This window comes from Succinivibrio faecicola (assembly GCF_019448115.1).
Classification (GTDB): domain Bacteria; phylum Pseudomonadota; class Gammaproteobacteria; order Enterobacterales; family Succinivibrionaceae; genus Succinivibrio; species Succinivibrio faecicola.
This window is the reverse complement of record NZ_JAGFNY010000027.1, coordinates 13,873-28,783: the sequence shown is the minus strand read 5'-3', so window position 1 is coordinate 28,783 and position 14,911 is coordinate 13,873. Positions and strand designations below refer to the sequence as shown.

The 14,911-nt window shown below is 32.7% G+C and carries 17 protein-coding genes; 2 read left to right on the top strand and 15 right to left on the bottom strand.

Features of this window, described 5'->3' with window-relative positions; genetic code table 11:
• Positions 1-14: 14 nt before the first annotated feature.
• The 5 genes from J5V48_RS07565 to J5V48_RS07545 form a co-directional block, all read right to left on the bottom strand.
• Entirely contained in the window at positions 15-299 is a 285-nt protein-coding gene (locus tag J5V48_RS07565; protein ID WP_219937970.1) for a hypothetical protein, read from the bottom strand.
• A 179-nt stretch (positions 300-478) separates the two neighbouring features.
• Positions 479-1,960 (bottom strand): class I adenylate-forming enzyme family protein, encoded by a 1,482-nt coding sequence (locus tag J5V48_RS07560; RefSeq protein ID WP_219937969.1) that lies wholly within the window; start codon positions 1,958-1,960, stop codon positions 479-481.
• Between the two features lie 4 nt (positions 1,961-1,964).
• Positions 1,965-3,356, bottom strand: a complete 1,392-nt coding sequence (locus J5V48_RS07555; RefSeq protein ID WP_219937968.1) for an SLC13 family permease — start codon at positions 3,354-3,356, stop codon at positions 1,965-1,967.
• A gap of 97 nt (positions 3,357-3,453) precedes the next feature.
• The gene (locus J5V48_RS07550) at positions 3,454-5,043 is read right to left on the bottom strand and encodes a tetratricopeptide repeat protein (protein ID WP_219937967.1); all 1,590 of its coding nucleotides are present in this window, start codon (positions 5,041-5,043) and stop codon (positions 3,454-3,456) included.
• A 14-nt stretch (positions 5,044-5,057) separates the two neighbouring features.
• A complete protein-coding gene (locus J5V48_RS07545; protein WP_219937966.1) occupies positions 5,058-6,017 on the bottom strand; it encodes an OmpA family protein in 960 nt (319 codons plus the stop codon).
• 363 nt (positions 6,018-6,380) lie between these two features.
• Here J5V48_RS07545 and J5V48_RS07540 point away from each other — a divergent pair, with 363 nt between their 5' ends.
• Both J5V48_RS07540 and J5V48_RS07535 read left to right on the top strand, forming a co-directional pair.
• Positions 6,381-6,851, top strand: coding sequence for a hypothetical protein (locus J5V48_RS07540; protein WP_219937965.1), 471 nt, complete (start codon positions 6,381-6,383; stop codon positions 6,849-6,851).
• 3 nt (positions 6,852-6,854) lie between these two features.
• On the top strand, positions 6,855-7,085 hold the full coding sequence (locus J5V48_RS07535; RefSeq protein ID WP_219937964.1) for an acyl carrier protein: 231 nt from the start codon (positions 6,855-6,857) through the stop codon (positions 7,083-7,085).
• A 475-nt stretch (positions 7,086-7,560) separates the two neighbouring features.
• Here the strand turns inward: J5V48_RS07535 and J5V48_RS07530 are convergent, their stop codons facing one another.
• The 10 genes from J5V48_RS07530 to J5V48_RS07485 form a co-directional block, all read right to left on the bottom strand.
• Positions 7,561-7,836: a helix-turn-helix domain-containing protein gene (locus J5V48_RS07530; protein WP_219937963.1), complete on the bottom strand. Its 276-nt coding sequence runs from the start codon at positions 7,834-7,836 to the stop codon at positions 7,561-7,563.
• Positions 7,829-8,188: a type II toxin-antitoxin system RelE/ParE family toxin gene (locus tag J5V48_RS07525; RefSeq protein ID WP_219937962.1), complete on the bottom strand. Its 360-nt coding sequence runs from the start codon at positions 8,186-8,188 to the stop codon at positions 7,829-7,831. Before J5V48_RS07525 ends, J5V48_RS07530 begins: the two co-directional genes overlap by 8 nt.
• 554 nt (positions 8,189-8,742) lie before the next feature.
• Positions 8,743-9,471, bottom strand: coding sequence for an SDR family oxidoreductase (locus J5V48_RS07520; protein WP_219937961.1), 729 nt, complete (start codon positions 9,469-9,471; stop codon positions 8,743-8,745).
• An 18-nt stretch (positions 9,472-9,489) separates the two neighbouring features.
• Entirely contained in the window at positions 9,490-10,629 is a 1,140-nt protein-coding gene (locus J5V48_RS07515; protein WP_219937960.1) for a radical SAM/SPASM domain-containing protein, read from the bottom strand.
• The gene (locus J5V48_RS07510; protein WP_219937959.1) at positions 10,629-11,378 is read right to left on the bottom strand and encodes an SDR family NAD(P)-dependent oxidoreductase; all 750 of its coding nucleotides are present in this window, start codon (positions 11,376-11,378) and stop codon (positions 10,629-10,631) included. Before J5V48_RS07510 ends, J5V48_RS07515 begins: the two co-directional genes overlap by 1 nt.
• Before the next feature lies 1 nt (position 11,379).
• The gene (locus tag J5V48_RS07505; RefSeq protein ID WP_219937958.1) at positions 11,380-12,477 is read right to left on the bottom strand and encodes a 3-oxoacyl-ACP synthase III family protein; all 1,098 of its coding nucleotides are present in this window, start codon (positions 12,475-12,477) and stop codon (positions 11,380-11,382) included.
• 2 nt (positions 12,478-12,479) lie between these two features.
• Positions 12,480-12,698, bottom strand: coding sequence for an acyl carrier protein (locus J5V48_RS07500; RefSeq protein ID WP_219937957.1), 219 nt, complete (start codon positions 12,696-12,698; stop codon positions 12,480-12,482).
• 9 nt (positions 12,699-12,707) lie between these two features.
• Positions 12,708-13,796: a 3-oxoacyl-ACP synthase III family protein gene (locus tag J5V48_RS07495; protein WP_219937956.1), complete on the bottom strand. Its 1,089-nt coding sequence runs from the start codon at positions 13,794-13,796 to the stop codon at positions 12,708-12,710.
• A 7-nt stretch (positions 13,797-13,803) separates the two neighbouring features.
• On the bottom strand, positions 13,804-14,034 hold the full coding sequence (locus J5V48_RS07490) for an acyl carrier protein (protein WP_219937955.1): 231 nt from the start codon (positions 14,032-14,034) through the stop codon (positions 13,804-13,806).
• A gap of 3 nt (positions 14,035-14,037) precedes the next feature.
• Positions 14,038-14,910, bottom strand: a complete 873-nt coding sequence (locus J5V48_RS07485; protein WP_219937954.1) for a hypothetical protein — start codon at positions 14,908-14,910, stop codon at positions 14,038-14,040.
• Position 14,911 lies beyond the last annotated feature (1 nt).

Below are 14,911 nucleotides of genomic sequence, written 5' to 3'. Positions count from 1 at the left end.
TAAATTGGAAGGTTTTAAAAGATCTGATAAAAATCAAATGAGCTAAATAAGATCTTTTTCAGTGGGCTGTGACAATTGATATCTTTAGCCATTGCTCTTGAGATTATCAAAGGCTTTTGAAGTTCGCCTTCAATTTGAGATGAGAGTTTTTCAAGCTGTGAAGGCAGAACCTGTTCTTTTTCTGACTGCAAGAATAGCGCCTTTGTCATGATATATGAAGATATCCCCATGACAAAGATAGTGATAAAGATAGTAACAGCAGTGAATATAACCAGCTTGTTTTTCATTGTAAGAGTCATATGAACTCCTATTTTTTGAATGAACACTCCTTGATTATATTTGCATACAAAATGCACAATAGAATGTTTTGTGCATTATTGCGTTATTTATACAAAGATTTTTTTTATTTTTTTTACTTTTATCAAACTTTTTCAAATAATTGACATCCGAGGTGCCACCATATAGCCATAAGGAACTGTCAAAGATATCCTTTCAACAGAACATAACTCACACTTCCTTTTTCAGTTCTTGGAATTGACTCAATTATCCTTATCTCAGGCATTTTATATGATTCAAGCTGACTTTTTAGAAAAACTGTAAAGCCTGTAAGATCAAAATCATTAGTATTACATTTTGTTTTAACAAAAAGAACCGGAATATGACCTAATGTAGGATCTTCTTTACCAATGCATGCACAATCATCTATTAGCTCATATTTCAATGCAACCTGTTCAATTTCCTGAGGTATAACCTTATATCCACCAACATTGATAACAAACCCTTTTCTTCCAAGAAGAATGATATCGCCGTCTTCATCTATATAGGCAAGATCGTTTGAATATACGGTATTGTTAACAAAACCATCGTATGAAACGCCGTCATTTTTTGAATAATATCCTTTCATATTAGCTCTGCTTTTTGTTGCAATAAATCCAGGATTATCAATAGATGACTGAATTTTTTGATGATTTTCATCAACAATAAATATATCTGAATGAAATGTCGGTTTACCAATACAGTTAGCTTTATCTTCGCCTTTGTTGTTATATTCAATGGCTATGCTTATGCCACTTTCAGTTGAGCCATACATGTTTATTATTCTTGTATCTGGAAAACAGTGTTTTAAAACATCTATTTCATTCTTTTTGATACTTGCTCCGCCAAACTGAATATAGCGTATTGAATCAGCATACGCAGCAAACTTTTGTCCAGCCATTTTTAAAAGTATGGATAAAGCTGATGGCACAAAATCAAATGAATTTACTCTGTATTTTTCTATCTTTATAAATACATCTGAGATGAAGGTTATATTTGAATGAAGAACTACCGTTGTTCCTTTGTATAAATTGGCATATAGTCTTCTTAAACCATGAGAATGATTTAGAGGTGCAAAAATAAGCTCAACATTATCATTTTGCATGTTTGTTGAATGAATAACGTTTTCACTTAAAGCTACGTTATTATCATATGTAAGCAAGATGCCTTTGTGAACTCCTGTTGTACCTGTTGTAAAAAGGATCTCGCATATATCGTCTTTATCTGGCAAAGAATAATTATCAAGCATCTGATAGTTTTCTTTGCTTTTAAATACGTCATATCGTGTATAGAAAAAGTCTTGAGCTCTTACATTTTTTAGTGAATTAAGAATGACCATTGATGGAGATACAGTTTCAATCATTGCATTAAGACTGTCAGATCTGATTCCACTGGCTACAGGTACAACAGTTACTCTTATAAACTGTAATGCCAAAAGGATCTGCATATACTGACAAGTGCTGCTGGCCTGCACTATTACCTTATCGCCAGGTCTTATGTTTTTTGAGTAAAACATTGCCCCCAGCTTTTTCATATTTGAAACTAGCTCTTTATAGCTGACAGAAGTATTACCATCAGCTAAACATATTTTGTTAGGAGTATTTTCACTATGCTCAAGGAGAGCTTCAATAATCGTTGCTGCCATATTTTTAGCTCACCATGTAATAGCCCACAAATGAAGATAGAATGATTGTCATTAGTGTTATTAAAAAGCCTGTATTAAACATAAATTTTGGTTTCAAGCCATATCCTACAGGAATTGCTCTTATAGATGTAGGTAGCATATAAGACAGATTTACACCAATTGATGCAACATAAATATAAACAAGCGGATCTTTGTTTAAACCTTCAGCAAGTGCTATTACAAGAGGAATACTGATAGCAGCAGTTGCTGTATTTGATGTCACATCAGACAAAATGATCGTAAAGACAAGGATCATAAGAACCAACAAATAATCAGACTGCACTTGCATACAGCTGAAATGTTGACCGATAGCTAAAGCTGCGCCTGTTGAATTAAAAAGAGTTCCTACAGCTATACCACCTGAAAAAACAAAAATAAGTTCCCAAACAATTTTCTGTTGAGTACTTTTCCATGTAAGAAGACGATGACCACCTTTTGTGCTAATAACAAAGGCAATTATAGCAGTAATGATAAAAACGTAAGCTGGTTTTAAACCAGGAAGATATCCTTGATAAAGAGGTCTTAAAAAAGACAGCCCTGCAGCTGCAATAAAAAGAAGTAAGGCCCATTTTTCCTGTACGGACATAGCATCAAGTTTTTGGAACTCCTCTTTAAAGTACTCTTTTGTGTTTCCAAGAGAATCAGTCTTTTTACACTGTAAAACCATATATATGATATTTGATACAAGTATGACTAAAAATACAGGCAAAAGATTCTTTAACCATTGAGCATACATGTATTCACTGCCAGTTATCTGCTCTATATACTTTACAGTAACCAGATTCATAGCTCCGCCAAGTGGTGTTGCAAGGCCACCTACACCAGCACCGTATACAATAGACAATAAAACCAATGATGCTTGTCTTGATGATGAGATGTCTTTAAAGCCTGAAAATTTAAGCTGAGCAACTGCAATAGGAATGATTGCAGCACATACAACAGCATTAGGAAGAACAGATGATAAAACAGCTGAAAGTAAAAACCAGACAATAATCTGAGTCCTTAAATTACCACCGACAAATGACAAAAGCCTAGCAGCTACTCTTCTGTCAAGACCGGTGATTTCCCATGATGCAGTGATAATTGAAGCACCTAAAAGCAGGAGAATTGTTTCACTTGAATAATTGGCTATCAGATCTTTCATGTCCATAAGACAGAACAGCGCATTAACTCCAATTGGAATAAATGCTGTAACAGCAAGATCAACTGGAACAAAAATCCACCAAAGAGCCATCCACAGGATACATCCTACGGCTCCATTTGCCTCATAACTGCCAAATACATCAAGAGGAACTGCATAATAGCACAGGATGTATATTAAAGGTCCTAAAATAAGATGAATTACTCTGTTTGACATTTCAAAAAAAACAAAAAAATATCTATTTGATAAATAAATAATTTTATCTTTTATAGAAAAGAATAAGTATTTTTTTTCTTAAAAATGCAATTAGTGCCTAAAATTTTCTTTCAATAGCATCAAGTTTCAAGTTGAACTTGTCATACTCACGAGGAAGTCTTGGCACTGTTGCATTTATTCTAACCACCATTTTAGGAGTAAATGCTGATGCACCTGTTGTTGGGTTGTACATAACAAGGATCTTGTAAATGTCATGATAAAAGAGCGGTACACTTTCAATCTGAACAATAGCAGGATCTTCAAGTTTATAGACGTAATTCTTTCCCATGGTTATAACATGATACTCGTCATTTAATGTCTTATCCTCAGAGCATGTTTTAAAGAATGTGGAATTCTTTTCTCGATTTTCAAAATAGGATGTTGCCTCTGGAGCACCTTCAATGAAAACAAGATCACCAAAATATATTCTCTTGCAAAGCTCTACTACCTGCTCAAACAGCATTTTATGATTTGGCTTATTCGTGTATGTGTAATATTTGATTAAGCCTACTACAGAGTCCTCATTTATATTCTTAATATCATATAGCAATGATAGACCTGCAGTGTAATCTTCAGGAACACCTATACCTGCGTTCTGCATAAGTGCATAAAGAATACCGCCGGTTGGATCGCCGCAATCATATGCTTGCTTAAAAATGTCTGCAACTGCATTAACAATTTTTGGATTTCTATCATAATTGTGAGTATAGGCCATCACGCCTACTGCTGTAAGAGCTGGTCCATAATTCTGTTTTGCAGCATTTTTCATATGCCTCATGCCTTCTGCATATGAAGTTTTTTTACCCTGTCTGAACTTAATAAGTCCAAGTGAGTAGTTGGCTATTGGTTCATCCTTTTTTGCACTGTCCTCATACAGTTCAAGAGCTTTTTTAATATTTCTGTTGACTCCATAGCCATGCCAAAGCATACCTGCAATCCTGCTTTGAGCTTCTATAATGCCTTTATTTTTTGCATTCTCCCAGTAATTCATAGCAGATCTTGGTGAAAGATCATGTTCAAGGCCTAAAAAATCGATATCACCTCTATACAGGTTTGCAACCCTTGATCCTTCTTTTAATGCCTCATCAACTATTCTTACGTAGTCCTGAACGTTCATGCAGTATGGGATTGAACGCTCAAGAAACTTCAGCATTGGCTTGTATTTTTGTATATATTCAGGAGTATAGCCCTTTAGTGCTTCCTGATAGAAAAATACAGCAGAGCCTGCGCCCTGGGCATTTCCGTAACCTAAAAGAGCCAAATTACCCATGATTTCATAAGCACCATATAGGTTCTTGTACTTTGCACACTCTCTTGAATATTCAAGAGCCTTGTTGAAGTTACCAGTTCTTGCAGATATCCAGGCTAAAAAAGGGTAGGCTTCAGGTGCGCCTTTCTTTTTTGCAGCACGAAGAAGAATTGATTGGGCTTTATGGAAGTTACCATCAATCATGGCTTTAACGCCAGTTACAACATAACTCTGTCTTTGAGCTGAATTGTAATAAACAAGACCATAGGTTAAAAGAGAACTGCCTATAACCAAACAAGTAAGAAGAGCTACAAAAGCAACCTTTATTGTATTTTTCTTGCAGTATCTTCTTATTCTAAAAAACAGTGATGTTTTTTTAATTGGTTTTTTATCAGCCATAAAAACCTCTAAAGCTAATCATTCTCACCAGTGTTTGCACCTACATCAGGTACGTTAACTTCCATATCTTTGTTAATCATGGCATTGTCTCTATCAAGTGTTATAAGAGCATTTCTTGCCGTAACGGAAGTATCTGCAACAGGATTACTCTCTTTGGTATTTAATGTAAGTGAATTAAATGGAACAATTTCAATAATATCTTCTTTAATACCTATTGACGTATAGGCTTTCTTTAGCATCTCTGCTCTGTCATGAGCTAAAGATACATTCTCAGGAGCCTTCTCCATATCATAGGCATATGCTCTAATTGAGATTTTTATAATTGAAGGATCATGTTTTAGATATTCAAGCTGCTCATTTAAAATTCTCTGTGATTTTGCAGTTAACTCATCAGTTTTAACTCTAAATACAAGAGGTGTCATCTTTATGTCATTAAAGTTAACTCTTATTAACTGCTCTTGGCATGAAAGATATTTTTTAAAAGCATCATCAAATCCTATTGGACTTAATGATGGAATAATATTCTGACCGTTTGCAAGCTTTTTATCAGTATAAGGCATTAAGATCTGATTACCATCTGACAGTGATGTTAAAATCTTCCATGACAGTGTAGGTCCTATATAAGGTCTGAAGCCCTCATACAGATCGATTTTTCCAAGAAGAGTCTCATTTGCATGTGAATGCCAGCTTGGTTTTGCAGAAATAAAACGCATTACACTTGGCTCACGGATACCAAGTTTAGGAACAATTACCATAGCAGAGCGCAAATTTCTGCCAGAATAGGTAACAAAAGAGGCAAAACCGTATGATGGAATGTCAAAAATCAGTGAACATTTGACTCTACTTGAATCATTAGACCACAGTTTTTTTGCACTTGGATCAATAGGAGCTTCATACCTTATCTGACAAAAGGCATCCGTTGATATCAAAATACTTAGTAAAATAAATAAGTTAGTAAAAAACCTACGTTTCATAAGCTCCACCTTACGATATATTGCCACTATTTTTTCTTCTGTTATATAAGCAATTATAGTGCCAATATGATTGGTATATCATGGATTCTTCAGTCTATCTGTGATCTTGATGATTTATTAAGCTGCAACTTAAAAACAGATAATGCAATTGAATAGTGAAGATATATATCATAATTGAAAAGAAGAACACAATACTGACGAAAAGTAAGATATACTAATCTTTTGTACCAATATATCTTTAAAAGTGTATTTTAAGTATAAATGAATACAACAGACATAAATGCATTCGGAATTGTTTTAAAACCTTTAAAGGAAGAGTACCTGCCTTTTCTTGTTGACTGGCGCAATGATCCAAAAGTTATAGTGAATATGGATGACAGGCGCAAAGTAAACTTAAAGGTTATGCATACTTGGTTTAATATTAATCAGAATAAGCAAGATACAATTGCCTATGTTGCATTTGTTAATGATAAACCTTTTGCCTATGTAGCTTTCTCGAAAATAGGATTAAAAGAAAATGTTGCAGAAGGCGGTATGTTCTTTAATCCTGAAATGATAAATAGTGGCATTTTTGCTAATGTTTTTCTTGCCAGAGAAATTATTTTAAAAAACATAAATACAAGCATAATCTTCTCTGTAGTTCGCAATATAAACAAAAGAGGAATCAAAATTCAGGAGGCTTTTGGTGCTGTTCTTGATAGAAAGGATGAAGCCTTTAACTATTATTTTCTTTACAAAAAAAATAGAGCTCCTGTTTTAGAAAAATACGCTGATATACTTGGTTATAAAGAAGATTTTGATTGTTTGCTACGCAACTGGCTTTATGGAGATTAGAAAGTGGATGAATTAAAAAAACTACTGACTGAAAATTTTCCAACAATTGACTTTGATAAGGAAAAACACCTTGCTTCTGATGATATTCTCGATTCTCTTTGCATCATACAGGTAATTAGTCTGTTAAAAGAAAAATACTCTATAAATTTTCCTATTGAATTTATGTGCTCTAAGAATTTTGAGTCTATAGATGCAATCTGGGATACAGTAAATAGAATAAAACAAACTGAATGACTCAACACACATTGAACTAAGGATCAGTGTTATTGAATTCCTTTATTACATCTTTAATTGCTATAAGAACTTCTATATCACTGTGAATAACACCGTTTTTATATGGACCCACTTAAACTTGCAAGAGATTTTGATAACTTTTCATAACGTAGTAAATGCAGCTATATATCCGGGCTCTTGTTGAATATGCCTACTCTGGCTCATATATATTTTAATATGGGATAATTAATTCAGCTAGCTGATCCTTAGTTCAGTCGATTAATAATTAATAGGCAGCATTTCTATATAATTCCAATACTCATATTAAGGATCTTTTTATAATATTGAAGGATCAAATGATGATATTGAAGGCTCAGATTGAATAGAGGATCTTTGTTCCCACATGTGTTTGTACTGAGCCTAATTTTTTCAAATGAGGGATCTGCAGTTTTTTTTTACCTGCAGATCATAGAAAGACAACTAGTGTTTTGAAAAATTAAACTAGGGAAACCTGAAGTTTCTTTCCTAGCCCCTTTGCAAGTTTTAAAAGTGTATTCAAAGAAGGATTGGCATTTCCGTTTTCAATTTTAGACAAATCGGCCTGAGTAATACCTGTCAGTTCGGAAAGCTCCTTCTGAGTAATATTCTTCTCTTTACGAGCAAGAATAATACTTTCAATCAGAGCATATTTTGACTCTAATGCATCGTATTCCTTCTTTACTTTTGGATCTTTTAGCTGCTCTGCAAGAAAATCTTCAAATTTATTACTCATTTTCTTTGCTCCTTCTTAAAAAATCTTCTCTGTATTTTTTTGCAATCTCTATTTCTTTTCGTGGAGTTTTCTTAATAAAACCATTGGTTAATACAGCCTTTTTACCGACGTAAAAGAAATAAAGGACTCTTGTTAGATCAGTTCCAACTTTAGTACGAATTTCAAAAATTCCATCATCTAAAGGCGATGATTCCGGCTTTCTAAGGGCTGGTCCAACTTTTGCCAACAGATTAATGTTGCGTAAAGTTTTTGCTTTTAATTTTTCATCAAGACCTAATATAAAGTCCATTGCCGGTATAGAGCCATCTTCTTTTTCATAGAAAATGACAGAAAATTCTGATTGCTGGTCCATAATTGTTAAAATACCTTTCTTCTTATATATTGAAGTATATATGTTATAACATATATTTACAAGATAAAGAGAGCCTTTTTATTAGAATAGATTTTTTGAACTAAGGATCAGTAGTATGCCCACCATTATTGATCACATGATTGATAATGGGGGGGGTATGAAATTAACTTATGAAGAAAGACTTCTAGTTGTTGAAGATCATAAAAGGTACGGAACAGCTTATACATCAGGAAACGCGGACTTTCAGAAAGATATGTACGAACCATTAGAAACATCCAAAATAAGCTCGATATGATCTTGCTAGGATGTTCAAATATTTTAATACCACTTCCTAATCGAGGTGGAACAGGGCTGAAAGTAGCTTAGATTAAGGCTCTAACCGTGCTCTACTTTCAATTTTTACCCATAACTATGCACGAAGAGCCAAATTTCTACTTTATCTTCATATGAAAGTTTCAAAACCATCCCCAGTAAGTTTGTTCAACTTACTGAGGTTAGGTCAACTTGGATAATCCTTTATTTAAGCAAGCTAGAAAATAGCAATACTATTTCCATTAACAAGGTGATCCTCCGTTAATTTTTAATGAAACGCCAGTGACACTATTTCCTTTTTTGGACAACATAAATCTAATCTGCTCAACTATTTCTGCTTTATCAATTAAGCCAAGTGGTTGATTCTGTCTGATAAAGTCATCAAATCTATCACCATAAAATAATCTCAAACTATCACACATATTAGTATCAACATAACCAGCTTGAATAGAATTAATAACAATATTATTCTCTCTTAACTCATGAGAAGATGTTCTAATAAAAGAATCCATTGCTGATTTCGATGCAGCATACATCTGATTACCTTTTCCACCTTGCAGGGAGGCTAATGACGACATTGCAACAATTCTCATAGGTGCATTCTTTGATTTTATTGAAACAAGATGTCTTAGAATTTCTACAAAAGAAAAGAAATTAACATTCATCAGTTTAATAAAACTACTATAGGTTGTTCTCTTAAGACTTACTTCATTAAGCATTCCTGCGCAATACACAAAATAATCAGGTGCATTTTTAAGATTATTTTTTAGAATATTAGACAATGAAATAGGATCCATTAAATCAGCTTCAATTAAAGAAACTTTACTGATGTCTGAATCAGAAAAGCAAATCTTAGCTTTTTCTATATCTCTCAGAATTAAAGTAATATGAACATCTTCTTTAAAGTAAGATTTTACAAGTTCTAAACCAATTCCGGAGGTTCCACCTGTAACTAATAAATTCTTTGCCATGCTTAATAAGCTCAGAAGTTAGTTATCAATAAAATTAATCTTATTTTCATGAACAAATTCTTTTTTTCCATAGCATAATGAGCAGTATTCAAAAGAATCATTCTTTTCTAAAAGAGATTTTCTTAAACTACTATTAATTGCCTGACTTATGGTCATGTCTGAGATATTCCCACAAGATAGGACTCCTTCATAATCAAGGCAGCAAAATGTGATTCTTCCGTCAGATAGAATTACAAGAGACTTATTACAGCTGCAATTGAAATTTTTAGCCTTGCAAAGTTTAATCTCACTAACATCCTTGCTACGTTCTATAATTTGTTCTAAATATTCAGTATTAGGAGTAAAGATAAAGAATCTTTTTATTGTTATAAAAACTTTTGGAAGAATCTCAATTGATATCCACAAAATACTTTTTGGAAGGTCTTTGCTTAAGAACAGATCCTTTGGTATCAAAGCTGGATCTCGATAAATTGCAAATGATTCGGTTATTAAAGGTTTTGATTTTTTATAAAATGCTTTGTTCAACTGTCGTATTTGAGGATAAGCATTCTCAATCTCATCTCTCCACTTTAAAAACATCGAACACAAATCTTGATAATCAGAATATGAAAAAGCGTTGAAAAGATCTCCATTATCAAGATTTTTATCAAACATTACGTCTACCTGAAGTGGAATATTGTTTAGAATTCTCTTTTCATTAAAAACAGCTCTTTTAATGTGATCTAGATATGAATCAAAAGATAAATGATTTGAATTCAGAGAATATCTAAGAGAAAAAGTTTTTTCTGAAATGGTATGAAAAGAAATTTCTAATTTTGCAATATTAGTGTGAGAGAATAATTTATCTAAGTTCTTATCAGTAAAAAGTGTTCCGTTTGAGACAATATTATACTTGAGTGAATTTTTGTCGCAAAAATCAAGATATTCATGAAGATATGGGTTCAATAAAGGCTCACCTAAACAATGGAAAGCCAATACTGGAACATCTTTACCTGATTTTACTTCTTCAGCAAGCTCATTTAATACCTTGAATACAAGCTCTTTTTTTAGATTGCATTTTTCTCTTTTTAATACGCCATACGGACAAAAAACGCAATTCATGTTGCATTTTGATGTAATTTCTATATATATAGATTCTAATTCAGAAATAGAGAACATTACCCAAGTGCTCCTGAAGTTATAGGGATTATTGCCCCTGAAAAAGAAAAATCATTTGTTGAAATAAGATAACAAATCATATCAGATACAGCTTTTGAGCTTATAATGCCACCTGGCTGGTACCCTGATTTGACTATTTTATTCTCAAGATCATCCGTCAACATTGTTATGTTATCTAATCTTTGCGTTCCTACAACTGCAGGTTTAACAGCACAAAGCATGCAATTCTTTTTTATAAGCTCTGGCGAAAGAACTCTTATTGCCCCTTCTAGCGCGGATTTTGATGATGTATAGGAACAATAATATTTTTCATTAGTATAAGTGGAAGCAACTGACGAAATAGCTACACAATTAAACTGATTATCAGACTGTTTTCTTTGGTTCATAATTATTCTTAATAATTCAACAAAACTGAAATAATTTGTTTTCATATCTGTTTGAATAATTTCTGTTTTCAAGTCTTTGAATTTCGCTTGATGACCGTTTCCAACACAATATACCAATCCATCAAGTTTTAAATTTTGAAGCAAAGGAGTAAATACAGATTCAATATTATCTGTTTTCTCAAAATCAAATGATATTACCTGATGCTTCTGCCCTTTTGATGTATCTAAATTATTTAGGCATTCTTCAAGTTTGTTCTTGGATCTTGAGCAAAGAATAACATTGTTACCATTCTTAGATAAATCTTTACTTACCTGAAAACCAATTCCTGATGAAGCACCTGCTACTAAAACTGTTTTACTCATATTATCTCAGTCTGACTACATTATCTGTAAATCTACCATCTTCAATAAAAATTGGTTTTCCTATAGATTCTTTTGAAATATTTATACTTGCAACGCCCCAAGATAAACCAGATCCAAAACCTGAAGTCAAAAATGAGATTTTATCTTTATTAAAGATATCTTTGTTGTGAGCAATCGTCACTGGGATACTCGCACAATCAGTATTTCCATACTCTTCAAGTGAACTTAATACTAAATCCTTGTCAAAGCCCAATCTTTTACCTATTGTACTAACAATTTGTTTATTTGCCTGATGAACTACAAGATAATCATAGCTATCGGTTGTAGTACCCATTGCTGACATAAATTCTTTTATCGACTCTGTAACATTGATAGTTGAAAATGAAGTGATCTCCATTCCATTCATATAACGAGTAAAAATCTCTTTTTCTCCATACGGATCATCAACAACAAAAGAAAAACGGTTCCATTTATTCTTTTTTCCTTCATTTGGAGCAAATAGATATTTGTAGCCACTGCCATCAGTACACAAAGATACAGCTACATCATCTGTACCATTATCTGTAACTAACAATGCACCTGCAGCTTCACCAAACATAAAAATTCGTTCTGATAAAAGCTCTTCTAAATTTGAATATTCACACCATTGAATATCAGATAGAACTATAAGAACATTATGCACTGACTGTTGCTGTAAATATCCTAATCCCACAGATAAGGCATATGGAAATCCAGCACATGCAACAGAAAGATCTATAGCAAATGCATCTTTTCTAAGCTTTAGCAGATTATGAAGAATATGAGCATTTCCTGTGCCCATATTAAAATCTGGAGTTTGCGTTGCAAAAACTACAACATCAATATCTTTTGAATCGATATTTGAAAGTCTGAGAGCTTCACACGATGCAGCATACCCCAGGTCTGTTGCTGTTTGGCAATTGTTGCTAATATGTCTTTTCTGAATACCAATCTGTTTAATAAATGTTTTTACATATTTAAAATTTGGGTCATCTTCATTTACAACAATATTCTGAGTGAACATTGGAGCAGCAGATGTCAATGCAGCTATTTTTACATTTCTATAAACGAGATTTGGCATATTTAACACATCAGATTTAGAATATCTTCAACCTTGACAAATTTTCTTACATCGCTTCCAGTAATTTTCTTATCAAATTGGTCTTTCATCATTACTACAACTGAAAGTGCAGATAAAGAATCCCACTCTTCAAGTTCCTTTAAAACCTGTTCTTTTGAAAGAGAACCTGCTTCAAGATCAAAAATATCTTCTAAGATGGCTAATTTTTCCTGTTCTGTCATAATATCTCCTTAATATTCGTTAGATCCATTACAAGGATGTTCAATAAGTTTACAATAATCCATTTTACCAAGATTCATAATTGCGCCAGCAACAGACATTCCTGCACCAAAAGCTGACAGACATACTTTGTAAGAATTATCTATTAGTTTATCAGATAGGTTATATGCAATGTTAACTGGTATTGTAGAACTTGAGGAATTACCAAAATTCTCTACTATATTGTTAAACATAATTTCACGTGGCACATTTATTAAATCGGCCAATTTTTCTAGCATAAATCTATTTGGCTGATGAGTAAGATGATACTTAATATCTTCTTTTTTAACATCGGCTAATTCACATATTTCTTTTATCAAAAAAGGAACATTTTCCATTACATAATGAAAAACACCTGTTCCATCCATATGCAACTGATTTAGGCTCCTGTAATTTCCCATATCATCAATGTGCATTTTTGCTGTTTCTTCTGTTGCAGGCATTCTCATACCTCCTGCAGGAGTAATCAAATTATCCCTTAGATCAGAATCATTAAAAAAAGCAAAATCTATCGTCTCTTTTTCATCTGCTCTGCTAATAACAGCAATGCCAGCAGCATCACCTGCCAAAGGATATGTATTTCTGTCTTTTTTATTTGCATAGCAACAACCACTGTTAGAAACAACTAGAAGCACGCAATTGAGATTTGATGCTCTCATAATACTGCACGCTGTATAAAGGCCAGAAATAAAACCAGTACAATTCTCATATAGATCTATGCAATGAGTATTTCTGCTAAGATTTAAAAATCCATGTAAAACCTTTGAGTTGCCAGGTACAAGGTGTTCTCTAACCTGAGAGGAAAAAACAAGACAGTCTATATCCTCCTTTTTTATAACACCTTCTTTAAACAAGCAGTTAATGCCATAGGCTGCAAGATCTATAAGAGTTGTTTTGGGATCTGCAATTCTATGCTCTCTAAAGCCCATTACTTTTCCCAGTCTTCTTGACGAGGATTCAGGAAAAGGAAATTCTTTTAATTCATCTTCAAATTTTAGTACTCGTGCTGGAACTACCGCACAAATACTCGAAATTTTAACACCAGAAATTATACTTTTCATCTAATTACTACTTTATATACTTTTTAACTAAATTACATATTGATTCAACTGAATCAAAATTCTCTGGTAGTATATCCAATGCTGAAATTGAAATAGAAAACGAGCTCTCCAATTCTGAAATAATCTGAACAACATCAAAACTGTCCAAAATTGCGTCACTAACTAGATTTGTATAGCTTTTTGAAAAATCAGTTTCCGGATGCATATCATGCAAAATTGAAATAATCTTATCTTCCATATGTTAACCCTTCTTGTAAAAATATATAGATATTACAGTTCCATCAAAATTATCATTATTGAATTTTGAGGCTTTGATCAATGTGGATCTTTTAAAATTTCTCCACCCATATCTTTTTTTGATATTTAATTCAGGTGTACTTAAATACTTATCAACAAATTTGTATATTAAAAACAGTATGCCGTAAGCTCTGTAATCAGCATCTACAACATCAAAAAGGCCAAAATATTTTCCGACTTTTAATTCAAAATAATGACAACCGATTAATTTATTCCCTTCATAAACTACAACTACCTGATTTCGATTAATACCTGCAAGAACATCATTCTTTTCAGGCAAAGAGTCAACAACAGGATCGAATTCCCTGCTCAGTAGATCATATACATTATCTAAATCATCTATTTTTGCAAATCTTGGCGAACTAATTGAGTCAGGTAAGTCTGATAAAATTTGTTCAATTGCATCCAATTTCTTTTTATTTAGTTTAGATGAAGGAGCCTTTTCTAATCTTAATAACCTTCCTGCAATAGAGAATCCTAGTTTTTCAAACAAAATATCATTTGTTTTTTCAATTTCTTGATTTCTGGAAACAATCTTAATTTTCAGTGAATTGATTTCAGATAAGCGCAATAAATCTTCTAGATCGTTAAAAAGACTATCATTAGAAAGCGAATAATAATATAATTCAAAAAAGTCAAATTCTGGAACTAGTAAAAAAAAGCTTCCCTCTCCCTGAATCAACGTACAATTATTAGTCAGAGTTAAATTACGAATATAATTAATATCTTCATAATAATTCGTAATAAGAGCGCCTCTCTTTTTTAAATCATCATACATTGATACAAAGTTTTCTATAGTCAAATTTTCTTTCTGCATT

Bases quoted from the DNA above. Each gene is read 5' to 3' on its own strand.
- J5V48_RS07565 (WP_219937970.1), bottom strand. From the start codon at position 299: ATGACTCTTACAATGAAAAACAAGCTGGTTATATTCACTGCTGTTACT.
- J5V48_RS07560 (WP_219937969.1), bottom strand. From the start codon at position 1,960: ATGGCAGCAACGATTATTGAAGCTCTCCTTGAGCATAGTGAAAATACT.
- J5V48_RS07555 (WP_219937968.1), bottom strand. From the start codon at position 3,356: ATGTCAAACAGAGTAATTCATCTTATTTTAGGACCTTTAATATACATC.
- J5V48_RS07550 (WP_219937967.1), bottom strand. From the start codon at position 5,043: ATGGCTGATAAAAAACCAATTAAAAAAACATCACTGTTTTTTAGAATA.
- J5V48_RS07545 (WP_219937966.1), bottom strand. From the start codon at position 6,017: ATGAAACGTAGGTTTTTTACTAACTTATTTATTTTACTAAGTATTTTG.
- J5V48_RS07530 (WP_219937963.1), bottom strand. From the start codon at position 7,836: ATGAGTAATAAATTTGAAGATTTTCTTGCAGAGCAGCTAAAAGATCCA.
- J5V48_RS07525 (WP_219937962.1), bottom strand. From the start codon at position 8,188: ATGGACCAGCAATCAGAATTTTCTGTCATTTTCTATGAAAAAGAAGAT.
- J5V48_RS07520 (WP_219937961.1), bottom strand. From the start codon at position 9,471: ATGGCAAAGAATTTATTAGTTACAGGTGGAACCTCCGGAATTGGTTTA.
- J5V48_RS07515 (WP_219937960.1), bottom strand. From the start codon at position 10,629: ATGTTCTCTATTTCTGAATTAGAATCTATATATATAGAAATTACATCA.
- J5V48_RS07510 (WP_219937959.1), bottom strand. From the start codon at position 11,378: ATGAGTAAAACAGTTTTAGTAGCAGGTGCTTCATCAGGAATTGGTTTT.
- J5V48_RS07505 (WP_219937958.1), bottom strand. From the start codon at position 12,477: ATGCCAAATCTCGTTTATAGAAATGTAAAAATAGCTGCATTGACATCT.
- J5V48_RS07500 (WP_219937957.1), bottom strand. From the start codon at position 12,698: ATGACAGAACAGGAAAAATTAGCCATCTTAGAAGATATTTTTGATCTT.
- J5V48_RS07495 (WP_219937956.1), bottom strand. From the start codon at position 13,796: ATGAAAAGTATAATTTCTGGTGTTAAAATTTCGAGTATTTGTGCGGTA.
- J5V48_RS07490 (WP_219937955.1), bottom strand. From the start codon at position 14,034: ATGGAAGATAAGATTATTTCAATTTTGCATGATATGCATCCGGAAACT.
- J5V48_RS07485 (WP_219937954.1), bottom strand. From the start codon at position 14,910: ATGCAGAAAGAAAATTTGACTATAGAAAACTTTGTATCAATGTATGAT.